18 protein-coding genes are annotated in these 23401 nt (G+C 57.8%); 9 read left to right on the top strand and 9 right to left on the bottom strand.

Features of this window, described 5'->3' with window-relative positions; all coding sequences use genetic code 11:
• Positions 1-462: 462 nt before the first annotated feature.
• Genes OHL21_RS00730 through OHL21_RS00745 form a run of 4 tightly spaced genes read left to right on the top strand, consistent with a single transcriptional unit; the run spans position 463 to position 4531 of the window.
• Positions 463-2226 (top strand): RecQ family ATP-dependent DNA helicase, encoded by a 1764-nt coding sequence (locus OHL21_RS00730; protein WP_263415328.1) that lies wholly within the window; start codon positions 463-465, stop codon positions 2224-2226.
• A 40-nt stretch (positions 2227-2266) separates the two neighbouring features.
• On the top strand, positions 2267-2971 hold the full coding sequence (gene pyrH, locus OHL21_RS00735) for a UMP kinase (RefSeq protein WP_263415329.1): 705 nt from the start codon (positions 2267-2269) through the stop codon (positions 2969-2971).
• A gap of 4 nt (positions 2972-2975) precedes the next feature.
• Positions 2976-3359, top strand: coding sequence for a hypothetical protein (locus OHL21_RS00740; protein WP_263415330.1), 384 nt, complete (start codon positions 2976-2978; stop codon positions 3357-3359).
• Between the two features lie 20 nt (positions 3360-3379).
• Positions 3380-4531, top strand: coding sequence for an acyltransferase family protein (locus OHL21_RS00745; protein WP_263415331.1), 1152 nt, complete (start codon positions 3380-3382; stop codon positions 4529-4531).
• A gap of 541 nt (positions 4532-5072) precedes the next feature.
• On the opposite strand, the gene OHL21_RS00750 is transcribed toward OHL21_RS00745, so the two are convergent.
• The 5 genes from OHL21_RS00750 to acpS form a co-directional block, all read right to left on the bottom strand.
• Complete coding sequence (locus OHL21_RS00750) at positions 5073-6290, bottom strand: lactonase family protein (protein WP_263415332.1); 1218 nt, start codon at positions 6288-6290, stop codon at positions 5073-5075.
• Positions 6291-6385: 95 nt separating this feature from the next.
• Positions 6386-7684: a lactonase family protein gene (locus OHL21_RS00755; protein ID WP_263415333.1), complete on the bottom strand. Its 1299-nt coding sequence runs from the start codon at positions 7682-7684 to the stop codon at positions 6386-6388.
• Positions 7685-7868: 184 nt separating this feature from the next.
• Positions 7869-9914 (bottom strand): M13 family metallopeptidase, encoded by a 2046-nt coding sequence (locus tag OHL21_RS00760; RefSeq protein ID WP_263415334.1) that lies wholly within the window; start codon positions 9912-9914, stop codon positions 7869-7871.
• Positions 9915-10307: 393 nt separating this feature from the next.
• The gene (locus OHL21_RS00765) at positions 10308-11393 is read right to left on the bottom strand and encodes an MlaD family protein (RefSeq protein WP_263415335.1); all 1086 of its coding nucleotides are present in this window, start codon (positions 11391-11393) and stop codon (positions 10308-10310) included.
• A 115-nt stretch (positions 11394-11508) separates the two neighbouring features.
• Positions 11509-11895 carry a holo-ACP synthase gene (acpS, locus tag OHL21_RS00770; protein WP_263415336.1) on the bottom strand — a complete coding sequence of 129 codons (387 nt, stop codon included), beginning with the start codon at positions 11893-11895 and terminating at the stop codon, positions 11509-11511.
• Positions 11896-12012: 117 nt separating this feature from the next.
• Between acpS and OHL21_RS00775 the strand changes: the two genes are divergently transcribed.
• Together OHL21_RS00775 and OHL21_RS00780 are read left to right on the top strand one after the other, a co-directional pair.
• Positions 12013-12369 carry a hypothetical protein gene (locus tag OHL21_RS00775; protein WP_263415337.1) on the top strand — a complete coding sequence of 119 codons (357 nt, stop codon included), beginning with the start codon at positions 12013-12015 and terminating at the stop codon, positions 12367-12369.
• A gap of 21 nt (positions 12370-12390) precedes the next feature.
• Positions 12391-13143: an ABC transporter ATP-binding protein gene (locus OHL21_RS00780; protein ID WP_263415338.1), complete on the top strand. Its 753-nt coding sequence runs from the start codon at positions 12391-12393 to the stop codon at positions 13141-13143.
• A gap of 93 nt (positions 13144-13236) precedes the next feature.
• On the opposite strand, the gene OHL21_RS00785 is transcribed toward OHL21_RS00780, so the two are convergent.
• The 3 genes from OHL21_RS00785 to OHL21_RS00795 form a co-directional block, all read right to left on the bottom strand.
• On the bottom strand, positions 13237-14151 hold the full coding sequence (locus OHL21_RS00785; protein WP_263415339.1) for a bestrophin family protein: 915 nt from the start codon (positions 14149-14151) through the stop codon (positions 13237-13239).
• Complete coding sequence (locus OHL21_RS00790) at positions 14148-14777, bottom strand: carbonic anhydrase (RefSeq protein ID WP_263415340.1); 630 nt, start codon at positions 14775-14777, stop codon at positions 14148-14150. Before OHL21_RS00790 ends, OHL21_RS00785 begins: the two co-directional genes overlap by 4 nt.
• Before the next feature lie 454 nt (positions 14778-15231).
• Positions 15232-15411 carry a hypothetical protein gene (locus OHL21_RS00795; RefSeq protein ID WP_263415341.1) on the bottom strand — a complete coding sequence of 60 codons (180 nt, stop codon included), beginning with the start codon at positions 15409-15411 and terminating at the stop codon, positions 15232-15234.
• Between the two features lie 93 nt (positions 15412-15504).
• Here OHL21_RS00795 and ndk point away from each other — a divergent pair, with 93 nt between their 5' ends.
• The gene (gene ndk, locus OHL21_RS00800) at positions 15505-15921 is read left to right on the top strand and encodes a nucleoside-diphosphate kinase (RefSeq protein ID WP_263415342.1); all 417 of its coding nucleotides are present in this window, start codon (positions 15505-15507) and stop codon (positions 15919-15921) included.
• 448 nt (positions 15922-16369) lie between these two features.
• On the opposite strand, the gene OHL21_RS00805 is transcribed toward ndk, so the two are convergent.
• Complete coding sequence (locus OHL21_RS00805; RefSeq protein WP_263415343.1) at positions 16370-17599, bottom strand: SGNH/GDSL hydrolase family protein; 1230 nt, start codon at positions 17597-17599, stop codon at positions 16370-16372.
• A 32-nt stretch (positions 17600-17631) separates the two neighbouring features.
• On the opposite strand from OHL21_RS00805, the gene OHL21_RS00810 reads away from it, so the two are divergent.
• Positions 17632-18561 carry a type I phosphomannose isomerase catalytic subunit gene (locus OHL21_RS00810; RefSeq protein ID WP_263415344.1) on the top strand — a complete coding sequence of 310 codons (930 nt, stop codon included), beginning with the start codon at positions 17632-17634 and terminating at the stop codon, positions 18559-18561.
• A gap of 1194 nt (positions 18562-19755) precedes the next feature.
• Positions 19756-23343: a TonB-dependent receptor gene (locus OHL21_RS00815; RefSeq protein WP_263415345.1), complete on the top strand. Its 3588-nt coding sequence runs from the start codon at positions 19756-19758 to the stop codon at positions 23341-23343.
• Positions 23344-23401: the final 58 nt, after the last annotated feature.

The following is a 23401-nucleotide window of genomic DNA, read 5'->3' on the forward strand; positions in this document are numbered from 1 at the left end:
CCAGCCTGGGCAACGCCCCAGGTACGGAGCCAGGAAACGGTAAGAGGGCTGAAGGCCCGATCTATAATCCCCAATCGTCAATCCACAATCGTCACAAAACGAAAGCGGTTCGTGAAATCGTTGTATGCCTAGAGCATTTTCCCTTGTCGCTGGATATGGGGGACCCTATTCTACGCCGACAGGGAAATGCTCTATCGAAATGATACGGTCGGATAGAAGGCCCTCATATAGGGCGGGCCTTCAGCCCTTTAACATCTTGTGGGCGCCAAAACCTGGGGCGTTGCCCCAGGCTGGTATAGAACGCGCCTTCAGCGCTTCACTTCTCCGTACTAACTTCCCCGGATCCCTTATAGGGCATTCTGACGCGATCGTTTTCAGGGAAAATGCTCTCATGGCGTGTCGCAAAGCTCACAATCGAACGGGTGCAGCCTCCGCTGATCGTTAAGGCATCTGAACCGGACGATGTCGAAGAAGCAGACCGCTACCGTCCCGACGCAACCAACTCACCAACCGCATCGTCATGCGCAGGAGCGAGCCATTCCATGGGCTGGGCTGCATCTTGAGGCGAAGCAGCGTTTCGGTATCACCCGCTTTCGATCCGGCCAAAGAGAGACTCTGGAAGCGATCTTTCAGGGAAAGAATGTTCTGGCGGTCATGCCGACCGGGGCTGGGAAGTCCCTGTGTTATCAGTTACCGGCTCTCTTTCTTGGCAGGGCGGTGATTGTCGTCTCCCCGCTGATTGCACTTATGCAGGATCAGCAGGAGAAAGCAGAGCAGGCGGAGATTGCCGTCGAGAAGGTCGATTCCACACTGAGTTGTACGGAGCAGCGGACCGTGACTCAGCTTATCGCCGAGGGAATTCCGCAGCTTATCTACGTCACGCCCGAGCGGTTGGAGCAGCGCGAATTTCTGGCCTCACTCAAAGAGAGCGGCGTCGGCCTTTTCGTCGTGGATGAGGCCCACTGTCTCTCGCAATGGGGCCATGATTTCCGTCCGGCCTACCTGGGCTTGCGGTATGCACGGGCGGCGTTAGGATATCCGCCGGTGCTGGCGCTGACGGCGACTGCGACCGAACAGGTAGCCCGCGAGATTCTGGAGCAACTGGAAGCTCCGGATGCTGTCGTCGTTCAGGCCGGTGTGGAGCGGCCGAACTTATCTTTCAGTGTCGTCCCCGCAGTCAACAATGATGCGAAGCTGCATCGCCTAACCCAGATGCTTCTCGCCGAGCAGGGCTCCGGCATTGTCTATACGGCGAGTGTGCGCTCTGCGAATGAGCTGTACGAACGCCTGCAGGCGGAAGGGATTGCAACCGGGCGCTACCACGGGCGGATGTCTGCCCGCGAGCGGGAACGGGTGCAGCAGGAGTTTATGGCAGATCGTTATCGAGTGATGATCGCCACCAAGGCCTTTGGCCTGGGAATCGACAAGCCGGACATCCGCTTTGTCTATCACTACGAGTTTCCAGATTCTCTCGAGAGCTACTACCAGGAAGCAGGACGCGCCGGCAGAGATGGTTTACCTGCCCGGGCAGTCCTCCTCTATCGGCTGGAAGACCGGCGGATCCAGAATTTCTTTCTTCGAGGCCGTTATCCAAAGCTGGAGGAGCTACGGTCCGTCGTGGACGCGCTCACGAACGAACCTCAAAGTGCTTTACAGATTGCTGAACGGGCCGGGACTCAGCGCCGCCGCACGCAGGTGATGCTCTATCTGTTGCGGGAAGCTGGTTTTCTACGCCGGATAAGAGCCGGATACATTCGTCACGGAGCCAAGGAAGCCACAGATGAGTACCTGCAGCAGATGCTCGCTATCTATGTCGAACGCGCACAGCAGGACAAGGCTCGTCTGGATGAGATGATGCACTACGCTGAAAGCCTGGATTGCAGAAAGCAGATCCTGCGCCAGTACTTTGGAGAAGAAGCGGGAGAACCCTGTGGAAGCTGCGATAACTGTCTCCGGCCGTCGGAGCAGCTCAGGCCTGCCGCTGGTAAGACCGAGGTGGTACGTGTCGATACCGGCATCGGCCCGGTATACACAACAGCGCCGGAGACGCTGCCTCAGCCGGAGCTTGAAGCCGGCTTCAACGTCGGCGATCACATCCGGCACAGGAGCTTCGGGAGTGGCAGGGTGTTGGATTACCACGGCGATACGGTCCTGGTCCGATTCGATAAAGGAGGTAGCAAGCGGGTGAAGGCGGGCTTCCTCCAGAAGATAGGCCGGGCGGCCTGACTCTGCTCTAAGGCCTTCGATATGCGATACTCGGGAGAGCATGTTCAAGCGCGTTCTCCTCAAGTTGAGTGGAGAAGCCCTGGCCGCAGGCCGCGGCTTCGGAATTGACGCCATTTTCATCCACAAAGTAGCCGAAGAGATCGCCCAGGTGGCGCGGACCGGCGCACAAGTGGCGATTGTGGTGGGCGGCGGTAATTTCTTTCGCGGCGTGGCCGAGCAGGCCATCGATATGGATCGCGTTGCCGCAGACCACATGGGAATGCTGTCGACGGTAATCAACGCCATTGCGCTGCAGGATGCGATTGAAAAGCAGGGAATTGCGACCCGCGTGATGTCTGCGATCGCGATGCACGAGGTTGCCGAGCCATACATCCGCCGCCGCGCCATCCGTCACCTGGAGAAGGGACGCGTCGTGATCTTTGGCGCCGGTACCGGCAATCCATACTTCTCTACGGACACGGCAGCGGCGCTGCGCGCCATGGAGATCAAGGCGGATGTCCTGCTGAAGGCAACCTCCGTGGACGGCATCTATACCGCCGACCCCAAGAAGGTTCCCGATGCGGTGAAGTTCCAGACCATTACCTACATGGAGATCCTGAAGCTGGGTTTGAAGGTGATGGATACGACCGCCGTGTCGCTGTGCAAAGACAACAGTATGCCGATGATCATCTTCTCCATGCGTGAGGAAGGCAACATCATGCGCGTGGTGAAGGGTGAGACCATCGGATCGATGGTGACAGCTTAGAGTTATGCCTCCAGCGCTACGTAGCGTGATGAGCGTGATGGTCGGCTTTCTGGCGCTCAACATCGCACTGTCCCTGGAAAGCAGTCTGGTGCGGCTCGTATTTGCCGGAAAGGCAGAGACTTCCAGCTATCTGATCACAAGTATCGCCGTCCGATTGATCGCGGCGATGGTGGGTGGGTTTATCGCAGGCATCATCGCTCCGTATAAACCGGTTCTCCATGCTGGTGTGATCGCCGCGATTCTGTTTGGATTCAGCGTCAATGCCTTTTTCAAGCTGCAGGGCGGGCCGCAACCGGTCTGGTATCTGCTGACGCTTACCCTCGCCACGCCGGCGGCCGTAATTGTCGGCGCTGCCCTTGATTTCCCGGAACTCAGGCGGCAGAAGTAACGTCTTAACGAACATTGGCTGTGACTGAAACCATCTCTACCCCCGCCGCCGAGGCAACTCCGGCTGCTCCGCGTACCACCCGCAAACCTGCGCTTCCCGCGTTGACGGGAGTACGTACGTTCCTGGCGGCGAATATCATGCTCTTCCACTTCACTCCGCCGCACATTGAGTGGATTACCCCGGTTGTGGGGCATGGCTTTGTCTTCGTCGGATTCTTCCTGCTGATCTCCGGATTCATTCTGAGCTACAACTACGGCGACCGCATCCGCACTCTCAAGCTGAAGGACTTTTATCTTGCCCGCGTGGCGCGGCTGTACCCGGTCTATCTGGTCTCTCTGCTGATCTCGATTCCAGTCCTGATGGAAGAGTTCCACGTCCGCACCCGCGGGGAGTTTGTTCGGGGCGCCATCATGACCCCGCTCCTGCTGCAGGGGTGGAGTCCATGGCTGGCCACATTCTGGAACACTGTGGCCTGGACGCTCTCTACCGAGGCATTTCTCTACGTCATCTTTCCGTTTGTCATGCGGTGGCGCTGGCCAGAGAGGGGAAGAAACCTGGCCGCTCTTGGTCTTGCCATCTGGATTCTCGGTCTTATACCGCACGGTATTTACATGCTGACGAATCCGGATGGTCTGCCCCATCTGGACCGCTACTCCTACGGCTACTACCTGCGCGGGCTGAAGTTTACGCCACTGCCGTATGTGTGTACCTTTCTCGTTGGGATCGTCCTGGGCCGGCTGCACGGCGTGCGCGAGATGAGCGAGAGGGTGCGTGCTGTGCTGGCATTTGCAGCCGTAGCCGGTATTGTTGGCTTTCTGTATCTTGCCGCCGATCACACCTCCTACATCCTGATGCACGGTGGTCTGCTGACACCGCTGTTCGCGATGCTGATCCTGGGTGTGACCGGAAGAAATCCAATTGCTTTGTTCTTTGGGTGGAAGCCGTTTGTGATGGTTGGTGAGGCAACGCTCTGCATCTACCTGCTGCACTTCAACGGCCTGCAGATGATGCGTGACTACCACCTGGCGGAGAAGCTGCATTACACCGCGTTCGACCCTTGGGCGTCGTATGTGCTGCTGTGGGGCTTCGCGTATCTGTTGTATGTCTTCTATGAGAATCCGGCGCGTAAGTGGGTGTTGGCGACGTTTGGGACGAAGAAGGCCGCGGCGTAAGCAGGATTGGGCGATGCGTGTGCGCGTTATCATCACCCGGAGTCCATAAATAAAGCGCTGAAGGCGCGTTCTATACCAGCCAGGGGCAACGCCCCAGGGTAGGAACGCACAAGATGTTAAGGGCTGAAGGCCCGCTCTATATAAAAGCCTTCAATCCCATGTGTATCGTCCATTGAATGCAATGCCATGTCTGGTGAGAAGGGCGCGGAATTCATTCTGAAGCGATATTTTTCGATTGGCATACAACGGTTTAACGAACCGTTTCGTTTGTGACGATTGGGGATTATAGGTCGGGCCTTCAGCCCTCTAACCGTTTAACTATCCTCAAACCTGGGGCGTTGCCCCAGGCTGGTATAGAGCGCGCCTTCAGCGCTCTTTCATCGACGGCTTGTATCTATACCGCCTGCGGCAATAGCTATTGGTTGGTGCAACCTCTAACACTTGGGTGATGCCTGCTGCTATATATCTCCCTCAATCTCCTTACCCACCAAAAGCAAACGCCCCGCACTTGGCGGGGCGTTTGTGCATGACGTATTCGTTCTTACGGGTTCACTGTCTGCGTGGCATGTGCGCCGTTGGCGACAGCAACCGCTGCGCTCGGGCGGCTGGAGGTTGCAAACGGAGTGTTCTGAATGCTCTTCAGGCTTCCGTTATGCGAGTCCAGTTGCAGACCGCTGGTGGTGTTGTCGAGGAAGTTCGCCGTGAACATGTACTTGCCCAGAGCTGGCTCGATGGTGATGCTCTGGGGGCCGGTGCCAACCGAGGTGGAACTGGAGGCTGCCGATCCGGTCAGGGCGCCGGTCGCCTGGTCAATGACAAAGGCCGAGACGTTATTGGCGCTATAGTTGGCGACGTACAGATAGTAGCCACGAGGATCGACCGTCGCCGCCAGAGGACGAAGACCGGTGGACCAGGGGCTGGAGGAGATCAGAGCCGGCACGCCGGTGGAGCCCAGCGTATAGCCGATCACCTGGCTGGAGTCGCGATCCGTTACGTACAGGAAGCGGGAACGCGGATCTTCTACGATGGCGCTTGCAGTCACACCGGAGTAGTAGCCGGAGGTAAAGGTCGTCGAGTTGTTACCCAGTGTCGTACCGGGGAGTGTTGTAAGTGCTCCGTTTGCGTCGTGCGAGAAGCCAAGCAGGTTCTTGCTGTTCGCATTGCCGTCCTGCTCTACGACGTAGACGAAGTTGTTATACGTGCTGGTCACGACACCGACCGGGTTGTTGCCGATCTTGACAGTCAGCGAAGGCTGCGCCGTGAGCGAGCCGTCCGTATCGGAAGTGATCTTGAAGACCGAGATGCTGCCCGGGCCAACGCTGGCCGGCGAGTAGCCGCTCTGATAGGTATTCAGAACATAGACGAACTTGTTGTCGGGCGTAACGCTCAACGCAACCGGGTAGGTTCCGCCGATGGCATCGTAGGAGTTCTGACCGTAGAGCTTGCCGTCCGTGCCAACCGCGTACTCCACGATCTTGGAGTCGTCACGATGCACAACGTAGACAAACTTGCCGTTTGAAGTGGCGGCAATGGCGACCGGGTTGCGGAAGCCGGTGTCGACCGGCGAGGTCGGCATCTGCACCAGAGCGCCGACCTGATAGTCGACCTCATAGGCGTTGATCAGTCCAGTGCTCGATCCGGAAGAGGCGACGTAGAGAAACGCGACGACGTAGTCGCGGCTGCAGGCGGTGATGCCCAGGCCCATGCCAAGAGATACGACAGTGGCCAGCGCGTTGCGGCCGAACTTACTCCACTTCATGCGTTTTCCCATCTTCCGGGAGCCGTTGGAGCTCCCGTCCTGCCCTTCCTGAAATTGCGTGCTGTAAGAAGAAATATTCTGCATGGCCAGATCGATTACCTCACGTTGCCGCTAGCGACGAGGCAGGTCGGATTACCAACGGTCGGGAACGTCGAACCACGGGTAAGACCTGACAACTGGCCTGTGTTCTGGTTGATGATAAAGCCCGAAACCGTGGAGTCGTTACGGTTCGAGGTGTACACATACTGGTTCGACGGATCCTGCAGCATGCAGACCGGGCCGGAGCCGACCGGATACGGATTGCTGGTATCAGCCAGGCGGGCCAGACGGCCCTGCGTATCGATCGTGAAAGCCGAGATGGTGCTGGAGACGTTCTGCACGTTCGAGGTGCCCTGGTTCAGGACGTAGAGGAACTTGCCCTTGCTATCAACCAGCGTCCAGACCGGCGTGGTTGCCGGCGACAGGTTGGCGAAAGGGCTGCCGGTGACCGGCTGCAATGCTCCGCTGCTGACCGTATAGGCATAGATCTGATTGTTGGTGACGTCGGTCAGGTAGACGTAGGTGCCGTTGCTGGTAATGGAGGAGATATTGGTACCTGGAGCGGCAAGCTGCGTCGTGCTGTTTGCAACCAGGGTGAGCTGACCGTTGGTGCTGTTCTGCTGGTAGGTCGTGATGCTGGGACCAATGGACGTCGAGTCGCCGCCGTTCAGCGTGAAGAGATAACCCGAGGAGAAGAACTTCATCATCGTCGGATTCTTGCCGACCGGGAAATAGGTAAGCTGCTGGCCGTTGCAGGCGTTTGTCGTGCACTTCGTCTGCTGGTTCTGCACCAGGGTAAGACGGCCGGTGTCGGCGGCGATGCTAAACACAGTAATGGCGCCTACCGGGTTCGGATTCGCCGCGGTGACCACATACTGGCTGCTGTCATTCTGGTTCGAGAGAGCATCGAGAACGTAAAGGTAGTTTCCGGACGAATCCATCTGTGCCCAGATGGGATTCGTTCCCTGGCTCGACTGGCTGAGCTGATAGCTCAGTACGCCGTCTCCACCAACGGAGTAGATCGAAATCGTACCGGCTGTCCCGGTGTTGGCAACCGGCGCGCCATTCTTGTCGTAGGTCGGGGCAATGCCCTTATTCACGACGTAGACCCAGCGGCCACCGGGACGAACCACGATCGAAACCGGGTTGGTACCGCCGGAGCTGAACGGTGCGTGCACGACCTTCGTCAGGTTTCCGGTGAAGTTGTCGATCTTGAAACCGTCAACCTGGTTATACTGCGTGCCCAGAACCCACATAAAACCTACGGTGCCACCGCCGCAGGCGGTCATACCGCTGATCAGTGCCAGTGACACTACACAAGCCAGCATCAGCCGGCCAGACAGACTCAACTTCATGCGCTTCCTTTTACCTCAAGAGCCCGTCCGGCGAAGCTTGCTGCCGTTCAGGCCGTCCAATCTGTGGGTTCTTTTCCTCGCTCCATTGTAAAAGGGCGGGGTACTTTGTGCCACCGGGAGTGGCTCGTTTGACGGAAAGAAAAAGCCCGGCGTTAGCCGGGCTTTTGGTGATTTCAGCAGCGAACTACCAGACGCGGCAGGCATTGACCGGCATCATGGGCTGACCCTTCCTGCACCCGAATGCCTTCCCGAACTCCTCGAAGTTCTGCACACTGCCGTTGACGCGCCACTGGCCGCTGGAATGCGGATCAGTCTTCGCCCGCAGGCGGGCGGTCGCTTCGCGGGTGTTTTCGCACCATACCTGAGCAAAACCGATGAAGTAGCGCTGCTGGGGCGTGTAGCCGTCCACCTGCTTTGACGCCGCATCGCCGCCCTGCTGCGCCAGAACGCTCATCAGCGCCGCATATGCAATCCGCAGGCCGCCGTTGTCTGCCGTGTTCTCACCCAGCGTCAGCTTGCCGTTCAGGTTCTGTCCGGGAGCGACCTCGAAGCCGTCATACTCCTTTACCTCGCAGTCGGTGCGGGCCTCGAATTTCTTGCGATCTTCATCGGTCCACCAGGAGCGCACATCGCCCTGTGCATCGAACTGGCTGCCTTCGTCGTCGAAGCCGTGCGTCATCTCGTGCCCGATCACAACGCCGATGCCGCCGAAGTTCACGGCAGGATCGATCTTCGCGTCGAAGAACGGCGGCTGCAGGATGCCGGCAGGGAAGTTGATGTCATTCTGTGCCGGGTTGTAGTAGGCGTTGACGGTGGGCGGCGTCATCAGCCACTCACGCTCATCGACAGGCTTGCCAATCTTGTCCAGATCGCGGCGATCGGTAAACGCCGCCGAACGGGCGAGGTTGCCGACCAGATCGTTCCGCTTCGTCTCCAGCTTCGAGTAGTCGCGCCAGTTCTCCGGATAGCCGATCTTGCGGCGGAAGGCATCGAGCTTCTTCTGCGCCTCTGCCTTGGTGGCCTCGCTCATCCAGTCCAGACCCTTGATGTCTTCTCCGAGAGACTTCTCCAGGGCGTCGACCAGCTTCTCCATGCTGTCCTTGGAGGAGGGCGGGAAGTACTGCTTCACCCAATCCTGTCCGACGGCCTCTCCAAGCGCGCGGTCTGTCATCGAGGTACAACGCTTCCAGCGCGGTGTCTGCTCTTTCTGGCCGGTAAGGGTTGCGCCGAAGAAGTTGAAGTTCTCCGCGGCGATGGGCTCGTTGAGATTGGCTGCATAACGGTGCAGCACATGCCAACGCATATAGCTCTTCAGCGCGGCGAGATTCTCGGCGGAGAGCTGCTGGTTCATGGACTTGAAGAAGTCCGGCGTCGCCACATTCAGGGTCGGAAGATCGCCCTCTTTCTTCGCCGCCAGGTAGACCTTCCAGTCGAAGCCCGGTGTCAGATCCTGGAGCTGCGCGATAGTCATGATGTGGTAGACATTGTTGGGATTGCGGCGGTCTACACGTGACATGGAGCCCTGCGCCAGCGCGGTCTCCACCGCGAGCACGGCTTTTGCTTCGGTAGCGGCCTGCTCGGGTGTATCGCCAACGAGTGCGAACATCTTCTTCACATGCTCCAGGTACTGCTCCCGGATCTTGGTCATGCGCTCATCGTTCTGCAGATAGTAGTCGCGGTCCGGCAGCGCGAGACCGGCCTGATCAACCTCGCCGATGACCTTTGAGGCGTCTTTCTGATCCTGATCGGAGCCGAAACCGAAGAAGAAGCCCTGCGCGTACTTGTCTTCCATCATGCCCATAAAGGAGGCGAACTTTTTCGGATCGTTGAAGGCGGCAATGGCCTTGAACTGGGCGTCGAGAGGGGTATAGCCGAGCTTATCGGCCAGCGGCTTGTCCATACAGGCCGCGAAGAAGTCGCCATATTTCTTTGCGAGTGGCGTCTTGGGCGAGTCGGCGGCAGCCTTCAGCTGCTGATAGAGCAGATAGTTATTGCGCTCTGCCAGCTCGTTGAAACGGCCCCAACGGCTCTGGTCGGCTGGGATCGGATTGTTCTTCTTCCAGTTGCCGCAAGCGTACTGATAGAAGTCCGTGCAAGGATCGGCGGTCTTGTCGATTCCCGAAAGATCGAAGCTGACAGGTTGTTTGGGCTCAGCAGTGGGGGCAGAAACCTGCGCAATAGCCGGAAGGCTGCCAAGCAGCAGCGCCGGCGCCAGAAAGGAAAGACGCATGGGGACTCCTCTAGGAAAACTGATTCCTAGAGAATACGCCTCAGTTGCGGTGCGGGTTCCCGAAAAGCGGGTCCTTCGTTTTGCTCAGCGATGACAGTGTGAGCAAGAAAGATGTATTGAGCGCTGAAGGCGCGTTCCATACCAGCCTGGGGCAACGCCCCAGGTTTTGGCGCCCACAAGAAGTTAAAGGGCTGAAGGCCCGCCCTATATTAACGGTCTTCAATCCGACCGTATTGTTCGATAGGCTACGTCGCATTCACGAACCATTTCGCTTGTGACGATTGGGGATTATAGATCGGGCCTTTCAGCCCTCTGACCGTTTTCCTATCTCCCTACCTGGGGCGTTGCCCCAGGCTGGTATGGAACGCGCCTTCAGCGCTTGATTCTTCGCATCTAGAAGACCCGCAAGTGGATCGTCAGGTACTTCTTCGGGTCGCTGCGGATGGTGTTGATCAAGCTGTTGGAGCTGGTCAACAGCGTATTCAGGTTGTTATAAGCGGCATCATCTTTCACGAGCTTGCCTGCCGTTCCCTTACCCTCATCGATGCCGGTGATCAGGTCATCCAGGCGAGTGACGGTATTGTTCAGCTTCTGCGCAAAGGCGGGATCTTTCAGCAGGAGGCCCAGGCCGCCCTTACCCGCATCCGCGTCTCCGAGAATGGAGTTCGCGTGCGCCAGGGTGGAGTTCAGGTTGTTATAGAGCGCATCGTCTTTCAGCAGCTTGCCTGCGCTGCCCTTGCCCGCGTCGAGCTCTGATGTGATGTGGTCGAGCTTGGCGACAGTGGTGTTGAGGTGGTTGTATATTTCATCGTCCTTCAACAGCTTGCCCATGGAGCCCTTTCCATTGTTCAGGTTCTCCGACAGACGCTGCAGCTCCGCAACGGTATTGTTCGCCCGGACATAGAGTGAGTCGTCATAGATCAGCTGGCCGATAGCGCCCTTGCCGCTGGCGATGGTGTCGACGATGCGGTCAAGCTTGGCAAGGATTACGTTCAGGCTCTCGATCGTTCCCTGGCTGGATTTGACGACATCCTGCAGGTTGGGCGTATCGAGGGTTTTCAAGACATCTCCGTCCTGCAACTGCGGTCCGGTCGCAACCTGGCTGTTGAGATCGATGACCGTGTCGCCAAGAACACCGACAGTGGAGAGTGCAGCCGTGGTGTCCTTATGCAACAGGGACTGATACTTGGCATCGAGCCTCAGGCTGGCTTCCACAGGCATGAGCTTGCGCGTGGGATCGTCCACGACCCGCACACCGGTCACATTTCCGATGGTGACGCCCTGCAGGGTGACCGGCGCTCCCACCTTCAGGCCGGCGGAGTTATCGAAGTAGACGCGTGCTGTGAGCTTTTTGGAGAAGATGCTGGCGCCCTGCGCACTGGTGAGCAGGAAGATGAGGGCGATCAACAGCGTGAGCGAGATCAGAACAATCACGCCGACTTTCAACTGCGACCAACGCACTTCCTGCTGGCTGGGCATATCTCTCCTTGAATTAGATGACCGCTCGTCTTTCGTGTTCTATACGGAGAATTAGACCATGCGGGGATCAGGTTTCCTTTTATGCGATGCCCTTCATCTGCTAAAGGTTTCAAAATCAGCAACCTGGACCCTCCACGATCACCGTGGCAAGGGCCATCCCGCGGGTATGCGTTAACGAGAGATGAGCTGCGGCGACTCCCATGGCTGTCGCCCGCTCGGCGGCCCGGCCGGTGAAATGAATCGTCGGCCGTTCGCCCGGTTGCCGGCGGACCTCGATCTCCTGCCAACTGATGCCGCGACTGATTCCGGTGCCCAGAGCCTTTGCTGCCGCTTCCTTCGCCGCAAAGCGGGCGGCAAAGCTCTCTTCCGAGGCTTTTTTGCGGAGACAGTAGGCGATTTCGCCAGGAGTGAAGATCCGGTGAAGGAAGCGATCGCCAAAACGGGCGATGCTGTCCCGTATCCGGTCAATCTCTGCCATGTCCGTGCCGATACCCAGAATCACCTTTCCATTCTGACACCCAGGGCGTGCCTTCGTAACCAAGAGTAACTATTCGACTGACCGGTGGTCTGATGACTTCGCGATGCAAGCCGATGAACCGGCAAGAGGTAATTGCTTTCCATGCGAGCGATTCATAGCTACACATACGAAGACCAGGGGCGTTTGGTGGTGAACCTGGCGCGCGCAATTCGAAAGAGCGGCGGCCAACTGTTGCGGGAAGAACCGTTGAGCGAACATGCCTTTGGCATGGAGCTGGAACTGCCGTTGAATTGCATCATCGACCTGTACGGTGAACTGGTGCGTTCCGGCCTGGAGTTTTCACGCTCAGGACAGTCAGCGCTCGCCGAGCTGTGCACCGTGCAGCGCCATGTCCGTCCCCGGCAGGCTCGTGACCTGGTGCACCTCCGCCTCGAAGTGAGCCTGCTGCAAGGCATCAGTCTGGAGTCGCTGCTTGCAACCAGCGGCCCTGCTGCCTGACATCACAGGCTCAGGAGTTGGATGGCGCACCCTGGAGCCTGTACACTGACCGAGGTGCCGCCCATCATTCAAGCGCAGAACCTCGGCAAGACGTACCGCTCTGGCAAACTGGAAGTCCCGGCTCTTCGGAATGTGAACTTCTCGGTAGAGCGTGGTGAGTTCGTTGCCATCGTGGGTCCTTCCGGATCTGGAAAAAGCACGTTGTTCTATCTGCTGGGCGGGTTGACGCAGGCGACGCATGGCTCCATCAAGATCGATGGAGTCGACTTCGCTCACCTTTCCGACTCCGAACGTACGAAGCTTCGGCGGTGCCACATCGGGTTTATCTTTCAGCGGTTCAACCTGCTGCCGACGCTCTCCGCGCTCGGTAACATTGAACTGGCCTACGATATCGCTGGACTGAAAGCCCCGATGGATCGTCATCTGCTGGATCATCTTTCGGAGATGCTGAACATCAAGGGACGCCTTGAGCATCGTCCGAATGAACTATCAGGTGGCGAGCAGCAGCGCGTTGCCATCGCTCGCGCTCTGATCACGCGGCCCTCCATCGTGTTGGCCGATGAGCCGACCGGCAATCTGGATACGAAGAACTCCGATGCTGTACTGGCCATGCTGCGCCAGTCCTCGAAGGAGATGAACCAGACCGTGATGATGATTACCCACAACCCCGAAGCCGCCCAGATCGCCGACCGGGTGATCACGGTGCGCGATGGCGAAGTGGTGGCGATCGATGCCGGCCGCAGTGCCACAGAGATCGTGCATAACGCCTATTAGTTGATTGGTTGAATTGTTGAATGGTTGAATAGTGCCTTTGGCGATGTACGCCGACGAATCTTCCTCGGCACACCATTCAACTATTCAACCGCTTTACCAAAGCACCCCATCGATCGGCCGTTCCAGGGCCGGGATCTCTTTTTCGGCCAGCATCTGGCGGAGATTTACTTCGATGGTGCGGCAGATAGCCGTGAGCGGGATATCGAAGATGCTGTTGCTGAAGGGGTCTTCGAGATCGGTTCCGATCTGGTTCAACGCCAGGAAGATGAGGCCCACGCCGGTTGAGCCAAAGGGCGTCCACCAGCCCAGGTTCGCGACCATGGCGATCGGCAGCAGCAGGCAGTAGAGATGCACGAAGATCCGCGGGAAGTAGTCGTACTGGCGCGGCATGGGCGTGTTCTTAATGCGCTCTGATCCGCCCTGGGCATCGCACAGGCGGCTGAGCGTGTCGTCCATGTTGGCCCACTGGCGCTCGTTGATCCAGCCATTCTCATAGGCCTCTGTGACCAGCAGGCCGATGCGCTTCTGAATCTCGAGTGCGACATTCTTTTCATGCTTGAGCAGCAGAATCTCTTCCTGAGGGAGAATGTCTTTCAGCTCCCACCACGGTTCGAGACCACGCAGCTGCTGACGCAGACAGTTGACCCACGCGATCTGTAGCAACACAATGCGTCGCTGCAGATACTGCACGTTCTGTACATCCTCTTCGGTAACGGGGCGTATGGCGGTAACGGCCTGCCGCGCGAGCGTGCGGGAGTTGTTCACAATCGAGCCCCAGAGCGTCCGCGCCTCCCACCAGCGTCCATAGGAGGAGTTGTTGCGGAAGCCGACGATCACGCCGATGGCTGAACCGAGCAGGCTAAGGGGGATCGCTGGTTGCGCGATCCACCGCAGATGCATGACCTTGAAGGCCACCACCACAATCACATCGAAGCCGAAGAGCAGCGCCAGAGGCAGACCGACGTACTTTGCCATCTGGCGCAGCGGTGGATGATTGATCGTGATCAAACGGCCACTCCAACCGTGGATTCGAACTTGTTCTTCTGGTCGTCGTAGATGCGTACATCGCCCCGGGCAATGTCATAGACCCAGCCGCCGACCGTAAGCTCGCCACGCGCCATGGCGCCGGCTACCGAGGGATGGGTCTTCGCATGGGTCATCTGCATGAGCACGTTCTGTTCCGTCAGGTCGAAGAGCATGTCGGGTCCCGCAGCAATCTCGCGGGTTACGCTTAGCGCCGCTTCGGCATTGCGCAGCCAACGGCGCACGGTGGGCATCTTCTCGGTCGACTCCGGCTTCAGCAGAGCCTTCATCGCGCCGCAGTCGGAGTGTCCGCAGATCACAAGGTGCTTTACCTTCAGGGCCGAGACCGCGTACTCAATCACAGACGAGACGCCGCCGATCATTTCGCCATAGGGGGGCACAAGATTACCGATATTGCGTGTGACAAAGATCTCGCCGGGCCCTGACTGCGTGATCAGCTCGGGATCGATACGCGAGTCAGCGCAGGTGATGATGAGCGTGTGCGGCTCCTGCGGTTTGCTGACGGCCTCCAGATAGGCTTCGCGACGCTCAGGGTAAATCTCGGTTTGAAAACGGTGAATGCCTTGCCTCAGATGCTCGCGGACGTCCATGAATACTCCTTTGGATATAGGGACAGTTTGGGCTTCCCCATCTTAACTGATGGATATTTCAAGAACTTAGAGAATTGCGGAAATGGTTTCAGGAACTACGCGAGGATGCCACAGGCCGGGTGCCCATATCTGCGAAGCAGATGTGGGAGTATCGGGCGAACTTGTTCGGTGGGGTGATTTATCGGGGTCCCCAGCGAACTTGTTCTCTGGGGTGATTTATCGAGCGAAGCTCGATCTGGTGGGAGCCGAGGGCTTCAAGCCCTCGGTCTATCGGCTCAACATGGAAATGGGCTTTAGCCCTGGGCCTTTTTCCGTTAAACAAAGAAGGCCCAGGGCTAAAAACCCATCTACTTTTACGCCTTTATCAGCGGGCTGAACACCCCATCCAGCAAAGCTGGTTGGGGACTCCGCTGCTCCCACCGGTCTCAACGAAGAGCGAGGGAAAGCAAATCCCCTATGGAGTGCGCTTACGGTAGTAGGTGCCTGCGGCGAAGAAGGTGACTGAAAGCAGAAGGCTTACGAGGGCATGCAGCCGCGAGCGGCTGTAGATCGCCAGCCAGGCGTTCCCCAGCCATACTGCGCAACCGATATACCAGATGCTCACCATCCATGGCCGCATAGTAGTGAGACGCACACGCCGTCCGCCGCGTTTTCGGACCTTGTTTTACACTGGACCTGGACTATTTCCAAGAAAAATCGCACATTTGCGAGGGAGCCTGAGCAGTTCATGTCACAGCGCACGTTCAGCATCATCAAGCCCGACGCCGTCCGTAAGGGATACGCCGGCGCCATCCTGGCCGAGATCGAGAAGGCCGGTTTCAAGATTGTTTCCATCAAGAAGATCTCGATCTCGAAGACACAGGCCGAGGGCTTCTACTACGTCCATAAGGAGCGCCCATTCTTCGGTTCTCTGACGGACTTCATGAGCTCGGGTTCCATCATCCCGATGGTGCTGGAGAAGGACAACGCGATCGCCGACCTGCGCAAGCTGATGGGAGCCACCAACCCGGCAAATGCCGAAGAGGGCACCATCCGCAAGAAGTTCGCAGGTTCGATCGAAGAGAACGCGATCCATGGATCCGACGGGGAAGAGACGGCCGCCTTTGAGATCGGCTACTTCTTCGCCGGCCTCGAGCTGGCCTAAATAGATTTTTAGAATCCGCTGAAAAAGGGCGCTTCCCTCGAGGTAGGCGCCCTTTTGGCTCTGCGCAAAGCTTTTCGGATTCGGAGAAGCCCATTTTTTATTGAGCAAGAAAGATCTGTTTAGCGCTGAAGGCGCGTTCTATACCGGCCTGGGGCAACGCCCCAGGTACCGAGATAGGGAAACAGCAAGAGGGCTGAAGGCCCGATCTATAATCCCCAATCGTCATAAGCGGAAATGGTTCGTGAAACCGTTGTACATCATGGGATGATACGGTCGGATTGAAGGCTGTTATATAGAGCGGGCCTTCAGCCCTTTAACATCATGTCGGTATAAAACCTGGGGCGTTGCCCCAGGCTGGTATAGAGCGCGCCTTCAGCGCTTTTTCAGTGGACTTAATTTCACGTTTATGCCCCCAAAAAGATTGGGCTTTTCCGATTGCGCTAAGGCACTACTGAAACATCCGCAAATCAATACCATCAGCCATCATCTGATATCCCTCATCCCCGGGATGCAGATGGTCGCCACTATCAGCCTTCTTCAAAAACTTCGACGGCGCCGCCGGATCGCGGACGATCTTATCGAAATCAATAACACCGTCGAAGACCTTACTGTTGCGGATCCATTCGTTGACGGTCTGGCGATCCTTCTCGCCTTCGGCATTGAAATAGGCTGCACCCTCGTAAGGAGTCAACGTAGCTCCGTAGACCTTGATCTGTTTTGCGTGGGCACGATCGACCAGCGTCTTCAAGCCATCAATGATCTGCTGTGCCGTGACCGCCTCTTCGCCGGGCTGCGTGCCGGGGCGCGCGAAGTAGGTGCGGCCGATATCGTTGATGCTCTCCAGGATCACGAGGTACTTCACGCCCGGAGCGGAGAGAACGTCGCGCTCGAAGCGGTCGAGCGCCTTCGGACCTGCGGCGTCGTGCAGAATGCGATTGCCGCTGATGCCCTCATTGAGGATGCTGAGATATTTGGTTTTCTTGTTCGTCGTCAACCGCGCTGCCAGAAGATCGGGCCAGCGGTGATTGCTGTTGAGCGACATGCGCGCGCCGTCGGTGATGGAGTCGCCGAAGGTGACAATCGCGGCGGACCGCTTATCCGTTGCGGGCACCAGAATGTTCTTCAGGAAGATCCAGTTGCGAATCTCCTTCGGCTCCGGAAGATCGACGACCATGGTGTGGTCGCCTGGAACCACATATGCGCTCTGGTTTGCCAGCGGATGCTCGGTCAGGGTCGTAATCGTCTGGGCCGGCACCTCCAGGCTGATGGAGAGATCCGAGAAGATGGGCAGCTTGAGCCTGATGTCGTCGCTGGTGGCAAACTGGCCCGGTGCAATAGTGACGCTGGGCGAGCCGGAAAAAGTGACCGGCTGCGCCGTGCCGTCGACGATCGTATCGCCGCTTGAAAAGAAGGCCACCGATGCCGCGGAGATGGTCAACGGCTCCGTGCCAAACTCGTTGGTCAACGAGAGACGAAATGTTTCACCGCCCTGGCTGATGTGAACCGTCTGGCGGATTGTCATCGGAGCGGAGCCCAGTGCGGTTTCATTCTTCACCGAGACGGGGGATGCGGCCCAGGTGCCGATCCAGCGGTCTTCCGCTTGTGCCACACCCGCGGTGCACCCAAACGCCAAAGCAAACAGCCAGAGGAGCGTGATCTTTTTCTGTATGAAACGCATTGGCTAAACTATAACGAGTTCGCGTGAATCCTATGCCTTCCCTGAATCCATTCCGCTTGAAACCGTCGCTTGTGGCCCGCATCTGGGGGCGTACTGACCTCACACCGTGGTACACCGATCGGCCCGCCGAAAAGATTGGCGAGTCATGGTTGACTGGTGAACAGTGCGCGGTGGAGGGTGGTACCCATGCAGGTCAAACCCTGCGTGAGCTCAGTGCCGCATACCCGCAGGAGCTTCTGGGCGAGAGCAAAGCTCTCGGCGAGTTTCCGCTGCTGCTGAAGCTGCTGTTTCCGGATGACAAGCTCAGCGTGCAGGTGCATCCGAACGACGAGCAGGCCGCGAAGAGGAACAGCCAGGGAAAGACCGAGTGCTGGTACGTCCTTGCCGCCGAGCCGGGAGCGACCGTCGCTCTGGGCTTCAAGGATCCCAAGGTCTCCATCGAACAGGTGCGGGAGGCGATTGAGCAGGAAAGGCTCGAAGACCTGTTGCACTTTGAGCCGGTGAGCGTAGGCGATCTGGTGTACGTGGACGCCAACACCGTTCACGCTATTGGGCCGGGAGTCACCTTGCTGGAGGTCCAGCAGACCTCCGACATCACCTATCGTCTGTATGACTACGGCCGTCCGCGTGAGCTTCATCTTGAAGAAGGACTGGCGGTGATGAAGGCTGCGACGGCAGCGGGGAAGCGTGCTCCGGTTCAAAAAGACGGCTTCACACGATTGGTCGAAGAGCGCTACTTCAGCGTCGATCGCGTAGAACTTGCCGCCGGAGCAACGCTGGATGTGGCGGCGCCCGGAAAGCCACAGTGCCTGGTACTGCTGTCGGGAGAAGCTACGTTGACCTCTGCAGGTGACGATGCGCTTGAGCTGACGCCGGCTGCGGCAGTCGTGATTCCCGCTGCCGCGAAGCAGGCAGTACTCAAAGCAGGCAGCGATTGCGTGGTTGTGCGCGCGATCGTCTAGCACGACAACAAGCGCTGAAGGCGCGCCCTATACCAGCCTGGGGCAACGCCCCAGGTATCGGTGCCCGCAAGATGTTAAAGGGCTGAAGGCCCGCTCAATAATTCTGCAGTGAAGGCAGATTTGCGCTGGTGCGTGAACGGGGTCAGCCATGACCTTTGGCTACGGCTGACCGTCTCGAAAAGAGGTTTGCTTTCCTTTACTCGATGGAACTCTTCCGCTATTTGGCATGAGGATTATAGATCGGGCTTTCAGCCCTCTTCTGCTTTGGCTATCTGATACCTGGGGCGTTGCCCCAGGCTGATATAGAACGCGCCTTCAGCGCTTCTTATCCCCGCTGCTCCCACCAATTTCGACCTGCTCTGGATCGCCGCGGATCCATCGAATTTATCCATACGCCTGGGTAACGTTGCCCGGCCCTTCCGACAATGCCGATTGACACGTGGGTTTTTTCGCGCGTAGGATGCGTCCGGTTTCCGGGTATCGGCTGCATGGTTATCGTTCTGGCTTGACGGCCAGAGGGAGTTCTGGAACCCACATTTCAGGGCCAATCTTGGCTCGCAGAGTGTTTCCCGGCGCCTCCATAACAGGTGACCTGTTGCGTGTTACGAGGAACCGGGAAACTGAATGGTAAACCCCAAGGTGCGCCGACAACGTTCGGCGCACCTCCTTTTTCACACTCCACGGAAATGCGGTCTTGACACCCGATTTGTGGCATGCGTAGGATGCCGTTCGCCTTCAAAAAAGGAGGCAAACGGTCGCGAATTGATTCGTCTCAATACGATTCGCTCCGCTGGAATGGTTTTACGCGGCTAAGGCCGCATTACGGCTAAGGCCGCATTACGGCTACGGCCGCATTACGGAAGATGGGGGTGCCATGCAGCTATCAGGTAAATCGGCTTCGCGGAGTTACCGGCGAGGTCTGTTCTCGTGGTGAGCGGCAGGCAGCCTTAAAACGCAGCAAAAAGTAAAAGAAAAACCCTTCACAACGATTTTTTGGTTGTGATATAAGCCCGCAGTCAAAACGAACCGAGATTTTTCTGTAGCGAAGGCATAGGCCTTGCAAGCAAGGCCGGAAGAAGAGTTCTCGATTCGGGGCGACGTCAATGAGGAAGTAGGCGCTAAATTTGAGGCGTCTCAATTAGTAGCAGTCAGGGTCTTCAGGCCCTACGTAAGAAATGATTTTGGAGGCTAACCATGATCAAACACAGCAAGCCAACAGCTTCTGCTGGCAGCGGAACGAACGCTGTTTTGCGGAAGCCGTTCTTATCTTCCAGGGGTATTACCAGCGCCACCAGGCGATCGCTGCTCGGTGTAATGCTCGCCGCAGCTCCTCTCTTCGTCCTCAACATCGCTTCGCCGGCGGCTTTCGGTCAGGCCAGCTCCAGCTCCGATGCAGCCGGTAAGGTGACGGATGCCACTGGCGCCGCCATTCCGGGAGCGACGATCCACCTGATCAACAACGGTACGGGAGTTGAACGTACAACGACCTCGAATAACGAGGGCGATTGGTCCATCCCCAACGTTCCGCCCGCCAACTACAAGATTCGCGTTGAGAAACAGGGTTTCAAGGCCGCACAGATTCCCTCGCTCGACATCGAAATCGGCAAGACTGCAAATGGTTCGGTCGTTCTGAGCGTGGGTGAAGTCACAGATACGGTCGAAGTCAGCACGCTGCCTCCGCAACTGCAGACCCAGGAAGCGACCGTCGGCCAGGTGATCGATCAGAAGCAGATCAACGATCTCCCGCTGAATGGCCGTAACGTGCTGCAGCTCGCAACCTTGGCTCCGGGCGTTTCGCCGCCGCAGAGCGGCCAGACGGGCCAGCCTGCACAGACAGGTACCCAGACGAGCAGCCGTCAACTCTACATTGCCGTCGACGGCGGACGTGCTTCGTCGACAAACTATGTGCTGGACGGCACCTATGTGCGTTCGGTGCGTTTCAACAACATGTCGATCCTGCCAAACACAGATACTATTCAGGAGTTCAACCTGCTGCGCTCGACTTTCTCGACCGAGTACGGCCAGGGACAGGCAGTGGTCTCGATGGTGACGAAGTCGGGTACGAACACTCTGCACGGTTCGGCATATGAGTTTGCGCGCAACGCCATCTTTGACGCGCGTAACTACTTCACGCCGACTTACAACACCGTGAACGGTCAGCAGGTATTCAATCCGAAGCCGGACTTCTACCGTCACCAGTTCGGTGCGACGGCTGGTTTCCCAATCATCAAGGACAAGGTATTCGTCTTTGGCGGTTACGAGGGCCTGCGTTCGCAGAGAGACAATTTCCTGGCGGCGCGCTTCCCGACTCAGAATGGGCTGAATGGAACCTGGGATTCGGTGGACGCACTCCCGGGCAATGTTACGGTCGCTGGTACGAGCTACGGCTACAGCAGGTCGAATCCCAACGGTTTCACCGTGACCAACAAGACTGCGTTGGCATTGAATCCCACATATCCATCGCTGACGAGCGACGCTCTATCGATCCTCGGCACTTCGAACTACGCGCTGACGAAGGCGTTCCAGGAGAACTACGACGAGTACACCGTACGTGGCGACGTTGTACTTACGCAGAAGAATTCTCTCTTCGGCCGCTATGTTAACTTCGACTCGTCACAGATCACACCGCTGGTAAATGGCAGCTCAACATCAAACCCGCTGCTGGGCCGCAATGCTGTGCTGGGCGATACGCACCTGTTCTCCTCGAACATCGTGAATGAAGCCCGCGTCGGCTGGAACGAGTTCTACAACATTACGCTTGGAGTCCTGCAGGACCCCAATACGCAGTGGGCGGCGAAGGAAGGGCTCACCAACATCACGGCGCTCAACTCTACTCGGCAGAACGGTCGCGCCGGCTTCACGATCCAGGGCTACAGCAGCGTGGGAGATGGCGCGGGTGATCAGGGCGGTCACGAGAACGTCCTCAGCGCCGGTGATTCGCTCTCGATCGTGCATGGGAAGCATACCTTCAAGACGGGCTTCCAGTACCAGAACCGTCGTCTCTGGCAGATTGCGGATAACAATGCCCGTGGCGCCGCTACCTTCGACAACTGCACGCCGGCAACCTACAAACCCGGCTATACGCCCACCGGTCCAGACGACACGAACAACGTCGCGAGCGCCGGCAACTGCGCCCCTGGTCAGAAGACCTACACCCTCAACGGAACCACGTACTTCTACAACAAATTCCAGAATTATGCCCGCGGCATGTGCACCTCAAGTTGTAACGGTAACGCCGGTACAACTCTCGGCCACTATCGTGACAACACGTATGGTGCGTTCTTCAACGACACGTGGCAGTTTGGCCATGGCCTGACCTTCACTCTCGGCTTCCGCTGGGAGTACAACAGCCCATTCGTCGAGCAGAACGGATTGGAAGGCACGCTTGACCCGGATACAGGTCTGGTTACATTCAGCAAGATCCCAACCAATATTCCCCAGGCCTACCAGGCTTTGGCCGTCAAGCTTGGCGGACCGGGATACGCCGATACGAATCGTACCTACCGTCCCGGCATTCTGCAGCCGAACAAGAAGGGTTTCATGCCGCGCATTGGTCTTGCGTGGGAGGCTCGTCCTGGCACGGTCCTTCGCGCCGGCTATGGCATCTACCTCGACAACCTGAACACGAATGAACTGCAGTTCACTCGTTACGCTGCTCCTCTGTACTTCCAGCAGGCATTTGCAAACGTCTTCACGAATTCACTCTGGCCCGATCCGGTGCAGGCTGCATCGCAGCTCACGCAGCTTCCTTCGCCGTTTTCGATCTTTCCCAAAAACAGCCGTCCCTATACGCAGGAATGGAATATGAGCCTGCAGCAGGACCTCGGCCATGGCCTGATGATGGAGCTGGCCTACACCGGCAGCGCAACGCACAAGTCCTGGAAACGTTACGACCAGAACATGTTCATTCAGTACCCGTTCGACCTGTCGTATACGACCGCGACGCTTGTTCGTCCGTATCCGTGGTTCGGTAACGGCATCCTGACCAGCAGCACGAAAGGTGATGCGAACTTCCATGGCGGATCGGTGAAGATCGAGAAGCGTGCGAAGGGCGGTCTCTATTACCTGGGCAGCTATCAATACTCGAAGAATATTGATAACTTCTCGGGCGAGGCGGCAGCGAACGACTCATCTTACGCAACCACCATGCGGTTCGACCGTTCGTACTCCAACTTTGATAACCGCCACAAGGCCGTTATCTCAGGAGGTTATGAGCTTCCGTTCGGAAAGGGTAAGAAGTGGCTGCAGACGGGCGTCGGCAACGCGATTGCCGGTGGCTGGTCATTCCAGCCGGCGGTTCAGCTCCGCTCGGGCTACCCATTCAACATCGCCGGTTCAGGCTGCACCTTTGCTTCCTACAACGGCTGCCGCGTCTGGCTGGCTCCAGGCAAGCAGTTGAAGGATGCCTTCTACTCCAACCCCTCACCTTTCAACTGGTTCGATGCGACAGCGTTCTCGTCGGATCCGACCAAGGCAACTGTAACCCGCTCAGGTGGTACCTACGCTTCCGCGGGCCGTACCTACCCGAATCTGCAGGGTTGGGTAACTCGTAACTCTCTCCGTGGACCCGGCACCGCGAACGTGGACTTCTCGGCGATCAAGAACTTCCAGATCTATGAGCGGTTCCGTGCTCAGTTCCGTGCTGAGGCCTACAACATCCTGAACCGCGCCATCTTCTCCAATCCGGCAGCCAACATCAATACGACGGGCTCTTTGGGCAAGGTGTCCAGCACATCGATGGATAACCGCAGCATCCAGCTTGCAATCAAGGTGCTCTGGTAAACCGTCGCAAAACCAGGGAGGGGCGAGCCGGATGGCTCGCCCCTTCTTTATTTAATCG

Source organism: Terriglobus albidus (assembly GCF_025685425.1).
Taxonomy (GTDB): domain Bacteria; phylum Acidobacteriota; class Terriglobia; order Terriglobales; family Acidobacteriaceae; genus Terriglobus; species Terriglobus albidus.